General features: G+C 60.5%; 14 protein-coding genes. 11 read left to right on the top strand and 3 right to left on the bottom strand.

From position 1 onward, the window contains the following. Positions 1-62: 62 nt before the first annotated feature. The 10 genes from QMY55_RS20630 to QMY55_RS20580 all read left to right on the top strand — a co-directional run bounded on the left by QMY55_RS20630 (position 63) and on the right by QMY55_RS20580 (position 11,224). Positions 63-638: a hypothetical protein gene (locus QMY55_RS20630; RefSeq protein ID WP_283485977.1), complete on the top strand. Its 576-nt coding sequence runs from the start codon at positions 63-65 to the stop codon at positions 636-638. Continuing rightward, complete coding sequence (locus tag QMY55_RS20625; protein ID WP_283485976.1) at positions 596-2,425, top strand: ABCB family ABC transporter ATP-binding protein/permease; 1,830 nt, start codon at positions 596-598, stop codon at positions 2,423-2,425. Before QMY55_RS20630 ends, QMY55_RS20625 begins: the two co-directional genes overlap by 43 nt. Before the next feature lie 164 nt (positions 2,426-2,589). Continuing rightward, positions 2,590-3,354, top strand: a complete 765-nt coding sequence (locus tag QMY55_RS20620) for a GntR family transcriptional regulator (RefSeq protein ID WP_283485975.1) — start codon at positions 2,590-2,592, stop codon at positions 3,352-3,354. Between the two features lie 74 nt (positions 3,355-3,428). Further along, positions 3,429-4,511, top strand: a complete 1,083-nt coding sequence (locus tag QMY55_RS20615) for an aromatic ring-hydroxylating oxygenase subunit alpha (protein ID WP_283485974.1) — start codon at positions 3,429-3,431, stop codon at positions 4,509-4,511. Between the two features lie 93 nt (positions 4,512-4,604). Next, the gene (locus QMY55_RS20610) at positions 4,605-5,087 is read left to right on the top strand and encodes a MarR family winged helix-turn-helix transcriptional regulator (protein ID WP_283485973.1); all 483 of its coding nucleotides are present in this window, start codon (positions 4,605-4,607) and stop codon (positions 5,085-5,087) included. 156 nt (positions 5,088-5,243) lie between these two features. Next, positions 5,244-6,602 (top strand): MFS transporter, encoded by a 1,359-nt coding sequence (locus QMY55_RS20605; RefSeq protein WP_283485972.1) that lies wholly within the window; start codon positions 5,244-5,246, stop codon positions 6,600-6,602. Between the two features lie 13 nt (positions 6,603-6,615). Further along, a complete protein-coding gene (locus tag QMY55_RS20600; protein ID WP_283485971.1) occupies positions 6,616-7,701 on the top strand; it encodes a Rieske 2Fe-2S domain-containing protein in 1,086 nt (361 codons plus the stop codon). 20 nt (positions 7,702-7,721) lie between these two features. Next, positions 7,722-8,690 carry a PDR/VanB family oxidoreductase gene (locus tag QMY55_RS20595; RefSeq protein ID WP_283485970.1) on the top strand — a complete coding sequence of 323 codons (969 nt, stop codon included), beginning with the start codon at positions 7,722-7,724 and terminating at the stop codon, positions 8,688-8,690. A gap of 176 nt (positions 8,691-8,866) precedes the next feature. After that, entirely contained in the window at positions 8,867-9,808 is a 942-nt protein-coding gene (locus tag QMY55_RS20590; protein WP_283485969.1) for a 2-hydroxyacid dehydrogenase, read from the top strand. A 183-nt stretch (positions 9,809-9,991) separates the two neighbouring features. Then, on the top strand, positions 9,992-11,224 hold the full coding sequence (locus QMY55_RS20580) for a PIN domain-containing protein (protein WP_328517806.1): 1,233 nt from the start codon (positions 9,992-9,994) through the stop codon (positions 11,222-11,224). 92 nt (positions 11,225-11,316) lie between these two features. Here the strand turns inward: QMY55_RS20580 and QMY55_RS20575 are convergent, their stop codons facing one another. The 3 genes from QMY55_RS20575 to QMY55_RS20565 all read right to left on the bottom strand — a co-directional run bounded on the left by QMY55_RS20575 (position 11,317) and on the right by QMY55_RS20565 (position 14,295). After that, positions 11,317-12,354 (bottom strand): DctP family TRAP transporter solute-binding subunit, encoded by a 1,038-nt coding sequence (locus tag QMY55_RS20575; RefSeq protein WP_283485968.1) that lies wholly within the window; start codon positions 12,352-12,354, stop codon positions 11,317-11,319. Between the two features lie 82 nt (positions 12,355-12,436). Further along, positions 12,437-13,735: a TRAP transporter large permease gene (locus tag QMY55_RS20570; RefSeq protein ID WP_283485967.1), complete on the bottom strand. Its 1,299-nt coding sequence runs from the start codon at positions 13,733-13,735 to the stop codon at positions 12,437-12,439. Next, on the bottom strand, positions 13,732-14,295 hold the full coding sequence (locus tag QMY55_RS20565; protein ID WP_283485966.1) for a TRAP transporter small permease: 564 nt from the start codon (positions 14,293-14,295) through the stop codon (positions 13,732-13,734). Before QMY55_RS20565 ends, QMY55_RS20570 begins: the two co-directional genes overlap by 4 nt. A 293-nt stretch (positions 14,296-14,588) precedes the next feature. Between QMY55_RS20565 and QMY55_RS20560 the strand changes: the two genes are divergently transcribed. After that, positions 14,589-15,539: a LysR substrate-binding domain-containing protein gene (locus QMY55_RS20560; protein WP_283485965.1), complete on the top strand. Its 951-nt coding sequence runs from the start codon at positions 14,589-14,591 to the stop codon at positions 15,537-15,539. The last annotated feature ends 152 nt before the right edge of the window (positions 15,540-15,691 follow it).

Genomic DNA, 15,691 nt, shown 5'->3' with positions numbered 1-15,691 from the left:
TCTACCATGTTGCCCAGGAAAAACCACAAATGCCGATTCGGGCAAGAAAACAGGGAGTGAGCATGCAGCAGGGTTCATGGTGGGGGTATGGTGCTTTACCCGTGGTGTTGAGTGCGGCGCTGGCGGCTTGCACAAGCATGCCGGCGGGCCTGTCTTCACCTGCCACTCAGCCACCCGTACAAGCCGTTCAGCAGTCCTGCCACCCTGAGCCTTTGACCGGTGCCGCAGCGCTGTTGGGAGCGTTTGCCGACATCACTCCGACGCAAGCCCTGCAAGCCGAGGCCGCCGGCGCGCGCGTGTGCTGGGGTGGCGGTCTGCGCACGTTGCAGGCAGTCAGTGAGGACAGGGATTGCCTGGTCCTGCTGCAGGCCGAGTTCAGTGAGCAAGCGGGTCTGGGCTGGCCGCGCGAGCCGCGCTTTTTCAAGGCCTGTGGCAAAGGCACTTATGACCGGCAGTTGCTGCAGCCGTTCACTCTGGTCTGGCTGAGCGGAAAAGTGACGGGGCAGGCAGAATTCGCGGGTACCCCGATTCCTGTCATAGAAATAGATGCCCTCTACCGCGGCTCCGACTGCCTGGAGGGTGACACCGCCCCACAATGCGTTCACAGCTACCTGCAACCCCTGAAGAAGCCGCAATAGCGGCCAACCAGTCCGACGGTGCCACGTTGCGCCGCCTGCTTCCCTATATCTGGCAATACAAATGGCATGCGCTGGCCGCGCTGCTGTTCATGGTCGTGGCCAAGCTGGCCAACGTCGGCGTGCCGGTGCTGCTCAAGCATCTGGTGGATGCGCTGGATATCAAGTCCGGCGATGCGCGCGCTGCGCTGGTCGTGCCCGTGGGGCTGTTGCTGGCCTATGGCCTGCTGCGCTTTTCCACGACCTTGTTCACGGAGCTGCGGGATCTGGTTTTTTCCAAGGCCACGCAGGGGGCGTCGCGCTCGATTGCGCTGACAACGTTCGAGCATCTGCATGCACTGAGCCTGCGCTTTCACCTGGAGCGCCAGACCGGCGGAATGACCCGCGACATCGAGCGCGGCGTGCGCAGCACCGAGTCGCTGATTTCATACTCGCTCTATTCCATCCTGCCCACGCTGATCGAGATGGCGCTGGTGCTGGGCATTCTGGCCGTGCGATTCGATGTGTGGTTTGCCATCATCACGCTGGCAGCTCTGGTGTTCTACATCACGTTCACGGTCACGGTGACCGAATGGCGCACGCGCTTTCGACGCGAGGCCAATGTCCAGGAGTCTGCGGCCCACACCAAGGCCATTGACTCCCTGCTGAACTACGAGACGGTCAAATACTTCAATAACGAAAAGTTCGAGTCCGAGCGCTACGACGTCAATCTGGAGAAGCTGCGCCGTGTGCGGCTCAAGAGTCAGACCACGCTGTCCATGCTCAACTGCGGTCAGCAGTTGATCATCGGTGCGGCGCTGGTGGCCATTCTGTGGCGTGCCACGCAGGGCGTGGTCGATGGGCGACTCACGCTGGGCGATCTGGTCATGATCAATGCCTTCATGATCCAGCTCTATATCCCGCTCAACTTTCTGGGCGTGATCTACCGCGAGATCAAGCAGAGCCTGACGGACCTGAACCGCATGTTCACCTTGATGGACAAGGAGCGTGAGGTGGCCGATGACCCGGATGCGCAACCGCTGCAGATCGGCAATCCGCCGCCCGAGGTTCGCTTTGAGAATGTGCAGTTTGCCTATGACCCTTCCAGGCCCATATTGCATGACGTGAGCTTCACCATTCCTGCGGGCAGGACCGTGGCCGTGGTCGGGCCCTCGGGCTCGGGCAAGAGCACGCTGGCGCGTCTGCTGTTTCGCTTCTATGACGTGCAGGGCGGTCATGTGCGCATCGCCGGGCAGGACATTCGCAATGTGACCCAGAGCAGCGTACGCCATGCCGTGGGCATCGTTCCGCAAGACACGGTGCTGTTCAACGACACGGTGGAATACAACATCGCCTACGGGCAGCCGGGTGCATCGCGCGAGCAGGTGGAGGCTGCGGCCAAGGCCGCGCGCATTCATGACTTCATCGTGGCTACCCCGCAGGGTTACGAAACCCGCGTGGGCGAGCGCGGCCTCAAGCTCTCGGGCGGTGAGAAGCAGCGCGTGGCCATTGCGCGCACTCTGCTCAAGAACCCGCCCATTCTGATCTTTGACGAGGCGACCTCGGCGCTGGATTCGGCCAACGAGCGTGCCATCCAGAACGAGCTGCGCAGTGCGGCACAAGGCAAGACCTCGCTGGTGATCGCCCACCGTCTGTCCACCGTGGTCGAGGCCCATGAAATTCTGGTCATGGATGCTGGCCGCATCATTGAGCGCGGCAGGCACGAGGATCTGCTCGCTGCCGGAGGGCGCTACGCCAGCATGTGGAATATGCAGCTGAATCAGCCGGAATCAGAGGCTTTGGCCGATTGACGCAGTCCATTGGAGCAAGCCACCTAAGGGTGGCTTTTTTTTATGTTCCTGGATTCTTGTATGTATACATATAAGTAGGTGTTTTCCCTTGAAATTAATAAAAAAAATGCCGTTTATTGATTTTTATGTATACATTTTGCGCATCAAACAACTAGCAGACCCCCATGTCAAGAACCATTGCCCCAGCGCCTGCGGCGGAAGAAAACCTTTCGCAGGTTGTCAAAGCGCAGCTGCAGCTGCGTGAAATGATGCTGGCCGGAGAGATGGCCGCAGGGGAGCGCATCTCCGAGCTGGTGCTGGCCGAGCGACTTGGCATTTCCCGTACCCCGATACGTGCGGCGCTGATGCGCCTTGAGCAGGAAGGAATGCTCGAGGCCACGGCGGGCGGGCGCGGCTACAAGGTTCGTGTGCTGTCCGAAGCCGATGTATCGGATGCCATAGAACTGCGCGGCACGCTGGAAGGCCTGGCGGCGCGCATGGCGGCCGAGCGCGGCGTCGAGCCAGCGCTGTTGAGCCGTGCCACACGCTGCCTGGATGCCATCGACCGCGTACTCGATGCCCAGAACTGGGGCGACGAAGCGTTTTCCGGCTATGTGGCCTTGAATTCCGAGTTCCACGACATCCTGCTGGAAATGTCGGGCAGCAGCTTCATGCAGCGGGAGCTGGAACGGGTCAAGCGCCTGCCGTTTGCTTCGCCTTCGGGCTTTGTGGTTGCGGGCTCCGAGTCCCCTCGTGCCTTGCGCAGCCTGATCCTGGCGCAGGAGCAGCATCGAGAGGTCATCGATGCCATTGAACACCGTGAAGGGGCCCGTGCAGAGGCCTTGATGAAAGAGCATTCACGCATTGCGCGGCGCAATCTGCGTGAAGCCATGCGCTCGCCCGAAACCACGCGCGTACCCGGCGCACAGCTGATTCGAGCCAGCCGCTGATTGCGCGACTGCAGGTGCTGCTGTTGCTGCACTTGCGTCAGTTCCAAAAAGATAAAGACAAGGAGATATCCACGATGAGCACCCCGAGCACCAAAGCACCCATCTATCCTCGCAACACCTGGTATGTGGCGGCCAGTGCGGCCGAGGTCACGGACAAGCCCCTGGGCCGTCAGATCTGCGGCGAACGCATGGTCTTCTATCGTGCCCTGGAAGGCAGGATCGCGGCGGTGGAGGATTTCTGCCCGCACCGGGGTGCGCCCTTGTCGTTGGGCCGCGTCTGCGAAGGCAAGCTGGTCTGTGGCTATCACGGCTTGGAGATGGGTTGCGACGGAAAGACGATCGCCATGCCTGGCCAGCGCGTGCGCGGCTTTCCTGCGATCAAGAGCTTCCCTGTGGAAGAGCGCTATGGCTTCATCTGGGTCTGGCCCGGTGACAAGGAAGCGGCCGATACCGCCCTGATCCCCAATCTGCAGTGGCATGACAATCCCGAGTGGGCCTATGACGGCGGGCTGTTCCACATCAAGGCCGACTATCGTCTGATGATCGACAACCTCATGGACCTGACCCACGAGACCTATGTGCACTCCAGCAGCATAGGTCAGGCGGAGATTGACGAGACACCCTGCAAGACAGAGACGATAGGCGACAGCGAAGTGGTCACCAGCCGCTTCATGGAGGGCATCGAGGCGCCTCCGTTTTGGAAGATGGCTCTGCGCAGCAATGGCCTGGCCGATGACGTGCCTGTGGACCGGTGGCAGATCTGCCGCTTCACGCCGCCCAGCCATGTGCTGATCGAAGTGGGTGTGGCGCATGCGGGCCATGGTGGCTATGAAGCACCGGACGCACACAAGGTCTACAGCATGGTGGTGGACTTCATCACTCCCGAGACCGACGGCTCCATGTGGTACTTCTGGGGCATGGCGCGCAAGTTCAATCCTGGCGATGCTTCCGTGACAGCAGCCATCAAGCAGGGTCAGCACAAGATCTTCAGCGAAGACCTGGAGATGCTGGAGCTGCAGCAGCGCAATCTTGAGGACTATCCCGAGCGTCAACTGCTTAAGCTCAATATCGATGCGGGTGGCGTGCAGTCGCGCAGGGTCATCGAGCGTTTGATTGCGCAGGAGCAGGCAGTCGTTGCCGAAGTGGCTGTCGCTTGAGGTTCGGCATGTGCAGGGATGGAGTAATCTCGGCGTTTCCTGAACTGAAGTCAGCGCAGACCTGTGGCCGCGCTGCTCTTGAAACGCTGCTGCATGGAACCGTCTGCCCCCAATCCGCTTTCCCTGGACCTCTACGATCAGCCTGGTCACTTGATTCGACGGGCCCAGCAGATCGCTGCCCAGCTGTTTCGCGAAGTTCTGGGGCCCGATGTGACGCCTGTGCAGTACGCCATCTTGCGCATGCTGCAGGAATCGCCCGGCATAGACCAGGTCACGCTGGCCAAGCTGGTGGCGCTGGACAACTCGACCACTGCCGATATTGCGGCACGCCTGGAAAGCAAGGGCTGGATTCATCGCGAGCTATTACCAAGACGTCAGCGCCGCCTGAGTTTGACGCCAGAAGGCGAGGCCATGTTGGCGGCATTTGTGCCCAATGTGCACGAGCTGCGCACACGCATGCTGTCGGCGCTGGAGCCGGAAGAGCAGGTGGAGTTCAAGCGCCTGCTGCGCAAGTTTGTGCAGCTGCACGATGCGGCCGAAGTGGGCGAACAAGCCACAGCTACCAGCGGTAAATAGGCAGGCGGGGCGCAGAGCGACCGCACCGGCATGCTGGCCTTCGCCAGCAGTTAAATCAGTAGAACTAGGGAATTCCCGCTGCTGATTGGTTTATTCATTCAGTATTCTGAATGTGATTCAGTATGCTGAATGAAAATAAAAAAACAGGAGACAAAAATGGAACAGAGCTTGCGCGCACAGCTGGACCAGCGGCCCATGACAATCTTTCAGTGGTCGGTCGTGGGAGTCTGCATGGCCCTCAACATGATCGATGGCTTTGACGTTCTCGTCATGGCCTTCACGGCTTCAGCCGTATCGGGGCACTGGAAGCTCAGTGGCTCCGAACTTGGCTTTTTGCTCAGTGCCGGCTTGTTCGGCATGGCCGCAGGTTCCTTGCTGCTGGCGCCGCTGGCCGACAAGCTGGGGCGTCGCCCTTTGATCCTGGCCTGCCTGGCGGTGGCGGGCCTGGGCATGCTGGCTTCGGCCTGGAGCCAGACACCGACTCAGCTGGCCGTTTTACGTGTGATCACCGGTCTGGGTGTGGGTGGCATTCTGGCTTGCAGCAATGTGATTGCGAGCGAATATGCGTCGTTGCGCTGGCGCAGTCTGGCCGTCACGCTGCAATCGACCGGCTATGCATTGGGTGCCACCATCGGAGGCAGCATCGCCGTCTGGCTGCTGGCCCATCACGGCTGGCGTTCCGTTTTCATGTTCGGGGGAGCTGCTTCGCTGGCGGTATTGGTGCTGGCCTGGTTTGCGCTGCCGGAATCGTTGGACTTCCTGGTGGTCAAGCGTCCTGCCAATGCGCTGCAGCGGCTCAATGCGGTGGTGCGCAAACTGGGTGTGCCGGCTTTGACCTCGCTCCCGTCCTTTGCAGCGGCAGATACCGGCCAGAACCAGCGACCAGGCCCTCTGCAGTTGCTGGCCCCTGAACTGCGGCGCCCCACGATTTTGGTCTGGCTGTCGTTCTTCGCAGTGATGTTCGGTTTTTACTTCGTGATGAGCTGGACTCCCAAGCTGCTGGCCGCCTCGGGACTGACGCCTGAGCAGGGCGTGACCACCGGTGTGCTGCTGAGCCTGGGTGGCATCCTGGGCGCGACCTTGCTGGGTTTGCTGGCCGCACGTTTCGCGATTCATCGAACGCTGGCGATCTTCATGGTGATTACCGCCGTGCTGCTGTGTTTCCTGGTGGGCAGCTCCGGTGCCCTGTGGGTTTCGTACACCCTGGCATTTCTGATTGGTGTGTTTGTGAATGCCTGCGTGGCAGGTCTGTACGCGATTGCCCCCGTGGTCTATGGCAGCGATGTGCGAGCCACCGGTGTGGGCTGGGGTATCGGCATTGGCCGCATTGGCGCCATCGTCTCGCCGCTGGTCGCAGGGGGCTTGCTGGACGCGAAATGGTCACCGGCCCAGTTGTATCTGGGCTATGGCCTGGCCTTTGTTCTGTCGGCAGTGATTGTGTCCTTGCACCGCATTGCGGGTCCATCTTTGGCCGGCCATCGCTCCGCATCTGAGTCTGCTGTTGCAGCACATTGAATCAGGAGAACATATGAACGATCTTTCTCAACCCATGGTTGCCGCAGCTCCGGCATTTCCCCTGGACCAGTGGTACGTCGCAGGTTTGGCCTGGGAGCTCAAGGACCAACCATTGGCGCGCACCTTGCTGGGACATCCGGTCGTGATGTTCCGCACCGTTGGTGGCAAGGTTGCGGCGCTGGAAGACCGCTGTTGCCACCGCGAGCTTCCGCTGTCTTGCGGCACGGTGGAAGAGCGTGGCCTGCGCTGCGGCTACCACGGCCTGCTGTTCGACCATGGTGGACAGTGCCTGGAGATTCCGGGGCAGGAGCGCATTCCGGCCAAAGCCTGCGTGAAGTCCTTCGAGCTGCGTGAACGTGACCAGCTTCTGTGGATCTGGATGGGCGCGACGCCGCAGTCTCAGCCTGTGGATGAGCCGCCGGCCTATCCCGTGCACAGTGACCCGGCCTACCGCTTTGGCGGCGACGTCTATCACTACGACGCCCCATATCAGCTGATTCACGACAATCTGCTGGATCTCAGCCATCTGGGCTATGTGCACCTCAAGACCATAGGCGGCAATGCGCGCATCCACATGAATGCCGAGCTCAAGGTCAGCCAGCAGGGCGATGTGGTCACGGTGTTGCGCCATATGCCCGATTCCGACCCGCCGCCCACCTATGCCGCAGCCTGGCCTTTCAAGGGGCGTATCGACCGTTGGCAGGAAGTGGAGTTTCATCCGTCCCATGTGCGTATCTGGACCGGTGCCATGGATGCAGGTGCGGACAGCCTGAGCAACCCGCAGCGCGAAGGCTTTCATATGCGGGGCTTCCATGGCGTGACGCCCGAGACGGAAACCTCGGCCCATTACTTCTGGACGATTGCCACCAATCCGCATCCCGATATGAATGACCCAACCCAGTTGGTCATCGATCAGACAGCCGCGACCTTTGAAGAGGACAAGGTGGTGATCGAGGCCCAGTTTCGCAACCAGCAGCGTTTTGGCAAGCGCTCCGTGATCGACATCCATGTGGATGTGGGCCCCAACCGTGCGCGCCGTGTCATTGAGCGACTGCGCGCCGCGTCGGCCAATGCGCAGCCAGCTGACGCAGCCGTTTGAACCCTCAGCAAGAAGCAAGAATGAATCACGAGAACACCTTGGAAGTGCGCATTGCCTGCAAGCAGGACGAAGCGCAAGGCATCTGCAGCCTGGAGTTGTTGCCACTGGACGGGCAAACCTTGCCGGTCTTCAGTGCCGGCTCACATATCGATGTGCATCTGCCTGGCGGCCTGGTGCGCCAGTATTCGCTGAGCAACGACTGTACCGAGGCCGATCGCTATGTGATCGCCGTGCTGCGCGAGCCCGCATCGCGCGGTGGATCGGCCGCCGTGCATGAGCAACTGCAGGCAGGTCAGCAGATCACCATCAGCACACCGCGCAATCATTTTGCATTGCACCGCCCCGCGCAAAAGCATTTGCTGCTGGCCGGTGGCATCGGCATCACGCCCATTCTGGCCATGGCCCGTGACCTGGCACGTGAGTCTGCAGACTTTGAACTGCACTATTGCGGCAGAGCCCGCGAGCGCATGGCGTTTGCCGATGCGATCGAGGCCGCGCCCTGGGCTGGCAAGGCGCAACTGCATGTGGATGAGGCCAGCGGGAAGTCGGCGCTGGACCTGGGGGCCTTGCTGCAGCCGGTTCAGCCTGGTGTGCACCTTTATGTCTGCGGACCGAAAGGCTTTATGGATGCGGTGCTGGATACCGCCAGGGCAGCGAGCTGGCCCCAGGAACAGCTGCATTACGAGTTCTTCGCGGGCGAAGTCGAGCATCGTGCCGACGACGAAAGCTTTGAAGTCGAGGTGGCCAGCACCGGCCAGATCGTGCGTGTGACGCCCGAGCAGACCGTGGTGCAGGCGCTGGAGTCCATAGGCGTATGCGTGCAGACCTCGTGCGAGCAGGGCGTTTGCGGTACCTGCCTGACACGCGTCATTTCGGGCCAGCCCGATCATCGCGATATGTATCTGACCGAGGAGGAGCAGGCTGCCAACGACCAGTTTCTGCCCTGCTGTTCGCGTGCCAGATCGGCAAGGCTGGTGCTTGAGCTGTGAGCCCGACGTGGCTTTATGCGTCGCAAGAACGATGGCTATATGGTTTCGCCTCGCTTTGAGCCCGGCTGCCGTGCGGCAGTGTCCCTGGCTGCGACGGCGGCACGGGGCAGGTTGCACAATGCCGGTTTGTTCTATGCTGTCGGCGGGCTGTATCCATGCTCGTCGGCCGAGTCTCCATGAAGCCAGCCCTGCTCGTTCTGAATCTCCAGGTCCCCGCCCATCTGCTGCAAATGGCGCAGGCCTTTCCCGACTTTGAAGTGATCTATGCGCCCGAAGCCGATCAGGCCGAGGCTGCCATTTCCGAACATGGCGCGCGCGTGCAATGTGTGTGCACGATAGGCGCGACAGGCCTGTCGGCCGCACAGATGCAGCGCATGCCGGAGCTGGCCCTGGTCTGCGCCATGGGCGCGGGCTACGAAAACATCGACGTGAGCCATGCCAAGGCCCATGGCATTGCCGTGGGCAACGGCGTGGGCACCAACGACGAATGCGTGGCCGATCACGCCATGGGCCTGCTGATCGCCGCCGTGCGCGGCATCGTGAAGCTGGACAAGGCCACGCGTGCCGGGGTCTGGCGCTCGGCCATGCCCTTGCCGGCCAATGTTTCGGGCAAGCGCCTGGGCATCGTAGGGCTGGGAACGATTGGCGCAAAAATTGCCAAGCGTGCTGCAGCCTTCGACATGCCTATCGGCTATCACAATCGAAAGCCCAAAGAGGGCGTCAGCTACGCGTACTTCGACAGCCTGCTGGAGCTGGCTGCCTGGGCCGATGTGCTGCTGGTGGCAACACCTGGCGGCGCAGGGACCCGGCATTTGATCGATGCAGAGGTACTGAGTGCTCTGGGCGAGAAGGGCGTGCTGGTGAATATCGCGCGCGGCTCGGTGGTCGATACCCAGGCGCTGGCCGAAGCTGTGCGCACAGGCCGTCTGGCTGGTGCCGGACTGGATGTCTATGAAAGCGAGCCGCAGCCGCCGCAGGAACTCATCGATCTGGACGCCGTGGTGCTGACGCCCCATGTGGGCGGCTGGTCACCCGAGGCCGTGCAGAACTCGGTGGACCGCTTCATCGCCAATATGCGCAACCATCTGGACGGCAAGCCGCTGGTGTCGCCGGTTTGATGTGCTACTGAATTCAAAGCGGTTTGCGCCTGCTGGACATCAATGTCGAGCTGATTTGATGCTGAAATCTATCTACAGGATACGTGAGTAGCTACTGATTTTGAGCAGATGAAGGTCTTGCTGCTTGCCGTACTTGTCTACCTTCTGGTACAAGCGCGGGCAAGAAGCAAAGAGAGGGCATTCATGGATTTGAGCGCATTGCAGCAGCAGCTGAGGGAGTTCGCTAGCGAGCGTCACTGGCAGGAGTTTCATACGCCGAAGAATCTGGCAATGGCGTTGATGGTTGAAAGCGCCGAATTGCTGGAGATCTTTCAGTGGATGACGCCGCAACAGTCCCAAGTTGTCAAGGTCGATCCTGTGCAAAAAGCCAAAGCGGCCGATGAAATTGCAGATGTGTTGCTATATCTGTTGCAGCTTGCGGATCAGCTGGGTATCGATATTCCTCAGGCCGTGGGACAGAAGCTTCTCAAGAATGCACAAAAGCATCCGGTGGCCTTATCGGCTCAGAATGCTGTGACATCTGTCCAAGAGGTGGCACTGCACGGCATGTCGGATGCCTGCGTTCATGCGAGTGAGGCGAACGCCGCCGCGGCAAAAGCGGAGAGTGCCGATAGCGTGCATGTTCTGATCGATTGGGAAAACGTCCAGCCAGCCTGGAGTGAAGTGCAAGCCATGGTGCCCGACTGCACCCATGTCTGGCTTTTGCATGGCCCTCATCAAAAACAAATGGATGCAGGCTATCAAGCGCTGGGAGAGCGCTTTACCTCGGTGCCATCGGTACAAGCAGGTAAAAATTCATTGGACTTTCAGCTCTCGTTCTATTGCGGCTACTTGGCTTCCAAGAAGGGAAAGCGTCTGGTCGTTGTAGCCAACGATCTAGGCTATGAGCCAATGATCAAGCATGCCAAGCTACTGGGGTTTGATGCCATACGGCTTGGTGTGTCTATGGCTAAGGCTGCTGAGCCTGCTTCTTCGGCAAAAGCGTCTGGTGCGATTGCGGATGCAGGGCTAAAAACGGCAGCGGCCTCTCCTCCGTCCGAGCCCCTGTCGAAGAGGAGCACAGCGACAACTGTGTCTACAACTGGGGCAGGATCTGTAAGCAAGTCCATGGCCTCAACGGCACCTGTAAAAGCGGCGGTAGTCAAACCCGCATCAGCTAAGGTCAAGCCTCAGAGCGCTGCCGTTCCTGCAGGGTTGTTGAGCCCATCGGCGGCACAGTATGCATATCGGTTGCTCACCACTTGGCGTGAAAATCAAAACCGTCCAGCAAAGCCCGCGGCCCTACTCAATGCCATCAAGGCGATGACCCGTAGCGAAAATCTTGAGGCACCGATGGTGCAGAAGGTGTATGCGCTGCTTCAGACTCGAGGTGATATTCGCTTGGATGAGTCTGGATCAAAGCTGTCCTATCGGTAGTAAGGCAGCATGTGCTGGCTTTTTGAATGATTAAGAGATGAAAAATCCCCGCACAGATCGCTCTGGCGGGGATTTTTCATGAAGTGTGCAGATTATTTCTGGCTGGCAGCAATGGCTTTCTCAGCCTTTTCCACCAGTGGTGCGCCGATCTGATTCTTCCACTTGTCGAACACAGGACGGGTGGCCTTGACGAAGGCTTCGCGCTCGGCGGCATTGGGGGTGGTCACGGTCACGCCCAGGCCGGCCAGGTCCTTGAGCAGAGGCTTATCGGCTTCCACCAGGCCCTTGCGAGCGATGGCGATTTCTTCCTTGGCGGCATCCAGCGCGGCCTGCTTGACGATGGCCTGGTCGGCAGGCGTCCAGCTGGCCCACACGTCCTTGTTGACGACGAAGATCAGCGGGTCGTTGATATAGCCCCACATGGTCATGTGCTTCTGGCCCACGGACTGCAGCTTGGCTGCCATGTAGACGGAGATGGGATTCTCCTGGCCATCCACGGCGCCGCTGGCCATGGCGGGCTGGGCATCGGCCCAGCTCATCTGCGTGGGGTTGGCTCCCAGGGCCGTGAAGGTGTCCAGGAACAGGGGCGAACCCACGACGCGGATCTTCATGCCCTTGAGGTCGGCAGGCGTCTTGATGGGGTGCTTGGAGTTGGAGATTTCACGGTAGCCGTTCTCGCCCCAGGCCAGAGGCACCACGCCGCCTTTTTCCAGGGTCTTGAAGATTTCCTGGCCCACTTCGCCCTGGGTCACCGCGTCCACGGCCTTGAAGTTGGGAAACAGGAAGGGCATGGAGAACAGATTGAGCTGCTTGACCTGAGGCGACCAGTTGATGGTCGAGCCCACGGCCATGTCGATCACGCCCTGGCGCAGCGCGGAGAACTCGCGCGTCTGGTCACCCTGCACCAGCGAGGTACCGGGGTAGAGCTTGATATTGATGCGGCCCTGGGTGCGCTCGCGCACCTTGTCGGCCCACAGCTCGCCGCCCTTGCCCCAGGGGAAGGCCGTGCCCAGCACCAGGGACATGCGGTATTCGCTCTTGTACTTAGCCTGGGCCATGGCCATGGGCGATGCAAAAGCCAGTGTGGCAGCGGTAGCCACGGCGGATGCGAGGAAGGTGCGAAGTTTCATTTGGTTTGTCTCCCTTTTAGAAACGAAAAAACTGGAAAGCAGGAATGAGCCGTTGCAGCCGTCAGGGCCGCAACGACTGGAATCAATAGCCCATCTTTGCCGGGAGCCAGAGCGCCAGCTGCGGGAAGGCAATGACCAGAATCATCACCACGAACATGGACAGCAGCATCCAGCCCACCCAGCGCACGGTGGACTCCATGCGCACGCCGGCGATACGGCAGCTGACCATCAGGTTCACGGCCAGTGGCGGAGTGAACTGGCCCAGTGCCACCTTCAATGTCAGGATCACGCCGAACCAGACGGGGTCCCAGTGATAGTGGTTCATGATGGGCAGCAGCAGCGGCACAAAGATCAGGAAGATCGAGATTCCGTCCAGGAACATGCCCACGGTGATCAGCAGCAGGATCAGCAGAGCCAGCACGCCGTACTCGCCCAGGCCCGAGTTCACGATGGCGTTGGCCACCGGATCGATCACGCCCAGGGTGGACAGCGAGAAGGCAAAAATGCCGGCCAGCGAAACCACCAGCAGGATCACGGCAGACAGCTCGCCCGCTTCACGCAGGATGGGGAACAGATCGCGCACGCCGATGGTGCGGTGAATCACCATGCCGACGAACAGACCGTAGAACACGGCCACGACGGCCGCTTCGGTCGGTGTGAACCAGCCCATGCGCATGCCGCCCAGAATCAGTACGGGTGCGGCCAGACCCCAGGAAGCCTCTTTCAGGCTTTTCCAGAATGGAGGGCGGGGCATGGAGGCTTCGAGCGCGCCCATCTTGTGCTTGCGCGCCATCCACACGGCGGGAATGATCAGCGCCACGCCGGCCAGCACGCCAGGAATCATGCCCGCAGCAAACAGCGCAGGCACGGAGGCACCGGGCACCAGCACCGAGTAGATGATGAAGGCCACGGAGGGCGGAATCAGGATGTCCGTCGCCGCCGCTGCGCCGACCACGCTTGCCGAGAAGCTCTTGGGGTAGCCGGCGCGGCTCATGGCCGCAATCATCACGCCGCCCACGGCGGCCGCATTGGCGGGGCCGGAGCCCGAAATGCCGCCCAGGAACATGGCCACGGCAATCGCCACCAGGGGCAGCATGCCGGGGCCGCGGCCCACGATGGCGACGGCAAAGTTCACCAGGCGCAGGGCTACGCCAGAGCGGTCAAAGATCGAACCCACCAGTACAAACATGGGGATGGCCAGCAGCGGATATTTGCCCAGGCCGGCGTAGAAGTTCTGCGGCACAGCCAGCAGGCCGAACCATTGGGTATCGGCATTGGCCAGCGCAATGGCAGCGGCACCGGCAAGGCCCAGGGCCGCGCCAATGGGCACGCCAATGAACATCAGCCCCAGAAAGGCGACAAACAGCAAAGTGGCGATCATGCGATCTCCTTGCTGTGGTCTTTTTGCACGGGTTCGTCAGTGAATGCGCCGGGCTTGCCCTGGCGTATGAACAGGCCAAGAGCGCGCAATGTGATCAGCGCCGAGACAATCGGCAGCCAGATCGAGTACCACCATTGCGGCACGCCAATGCCTGGGGAGGTTTCTTCGTAACGGAAGTCGTCATAGACCACGCGCACGCTGAGCACGGCAATCAGGGCGAACAGCAGAGCCATCATCAGCGAGCCAAAGCGCGCCAGTTTTCTGCGGCGTGTGATGGAGCCGCTATCGGCGAAGAATTCGATGCGGATATGCAGATTGCGCGCGACAGCGGCAGAGCCTGCGACCAGGGCCAGCAGGATCATCAGAAAGACGGAGATCTCTTCGGTCCAGGCGAATGAGGAATTGGTGAAATAGCGCACCAGCACATTGGCAAAGGTGATCAGGGCCAAGGCGGCCATGATGATCACCGTCAGCCAGTCTTCGATGCACAGGGAGCGAGGCTCATCCGGGCGCGTGCCGGAATTGGCTGCACCATCGGTCTCGGGAGGAGTGGAGGACATGAACGCGGGAAGTCAGAAAACACATATGGGCCAGGGCCGTTCGCCGGGGAGCGTGATCTGCGCGCACTCAAGATGAACGCCCTTATGTAGTCCCTCGACCTTCGCGGTGTTGTGCACCGGGATGGGATGGAGCGAGTAAACACACCGGATAGATGTGAGTAAATATTATCAAGGTATCTATGTCGCATGGCTTACCTCGGGCGACAGGCATTACCCTAGCCTTGGACTGTTGCTGACCTGACAAGCACCCTGGTTGCACGGCTCCAGCGCGCGGCAGCGGATAATGGCGGTCTATGGAAACCAAATGGCTTGAAGATTTTGTCAGCCTTGCTGAAACCCGCAGTTTCAGCCGCTCAGCCCAGCTGCGCCACGTTACGCAGCCTGCGTTCTCGCGCCGTATCCAGGCGCTGGAGGCTTGGGCGGGAACTGATCTGGTCGACAGAAGCTCGTACCCGACGCGTCTGACACCGGCAGGCAAGACCATGTATGAGCAGGCGCTGGAAATACTGCAGTCCCTGCAAAGCACCCGCACCATGCTGCGTGCCCACGTCAGCGCGGGCAAGGGCATGGTGGGCTTTGCCGTGCCGCACACCTTGGCGTTCACCTTTTTCCCGAACTGGGTCTCGGCCGTGCACGAGAAGTTCGGCCCCTTCCGCAGCCGTCTGTTTGCGCTCAATGTGCATGATGCCGTGATGCGACTGGTAGAGGGTGGCTGCGACCTGTTGATTGCCTACTATCACCCGTCTCAGCCTTTCCAGCTGGACCCTGCGCGCTATGAAATGGTGAGCCTGGGGCATGAGGTGCTGGCGCCTTACTCCAAGCCCGATGCCGACGGCAAGCCCATCTTTACGCTGCCCGGTAGGCAGGGTCAGCCCTTGCCCTATCTGGGGTATGCGGCAGGCGCTTATCTGGGCCGCGTGACCGAGCTGATCCTCAAGGAATCGGCCGAAGCCGTGCATCTGGAGCGCGTCTACGAAACCGATATGGCAGAAGGCCTCAAGGCCATGGCTCTTGAAGGACATGGCGTCGCATTCCTGCCTTACAGCGCAGTGCGTGGCGAGCTGGAGAGCGGCCGTCTGGTCAGTGCGGTGCCGGAGGGTGTGACGGGCTTTCAGATGGACATGGAAGTTCGAGCCTATCGTGAAAAGCCTAGCCAGGATGCCCCGCAAGGCGGAGCTGCTGCACTGTGGACCTTTCTCAAGGAACAGGGCGAGGCCGTGGGTGCCGAAGTCAAAGTTGTTTAACCCCGGCTGCTGTCGCTTTTCATCCAAAGGGCCCGAGGGCCCTTTTTTTCATGCCTCTACGGTTTTTGTGGGTTTTGACTTTTTTCTAGGTAATTACCCTTGTGTTATGCCTAGGGTTTACTCTAAATATGCGAGTTGCGCATAAGGCCTTT

Source organism: Comamonas resistens, from assembly GCF_030064165.1.
Classification (GTDB): Bacteria; Pseudomonadota; Gammaproteobacteria; order Burkholderiales; family Burkholderiaceae_C; genus Comamonas; species Comamonas resistens.
The sequence above is the reverse complement of the archived record's forward strand: the minus strand, read 5'-3'. Positions and strand labels throughout refer to the sequence as shown.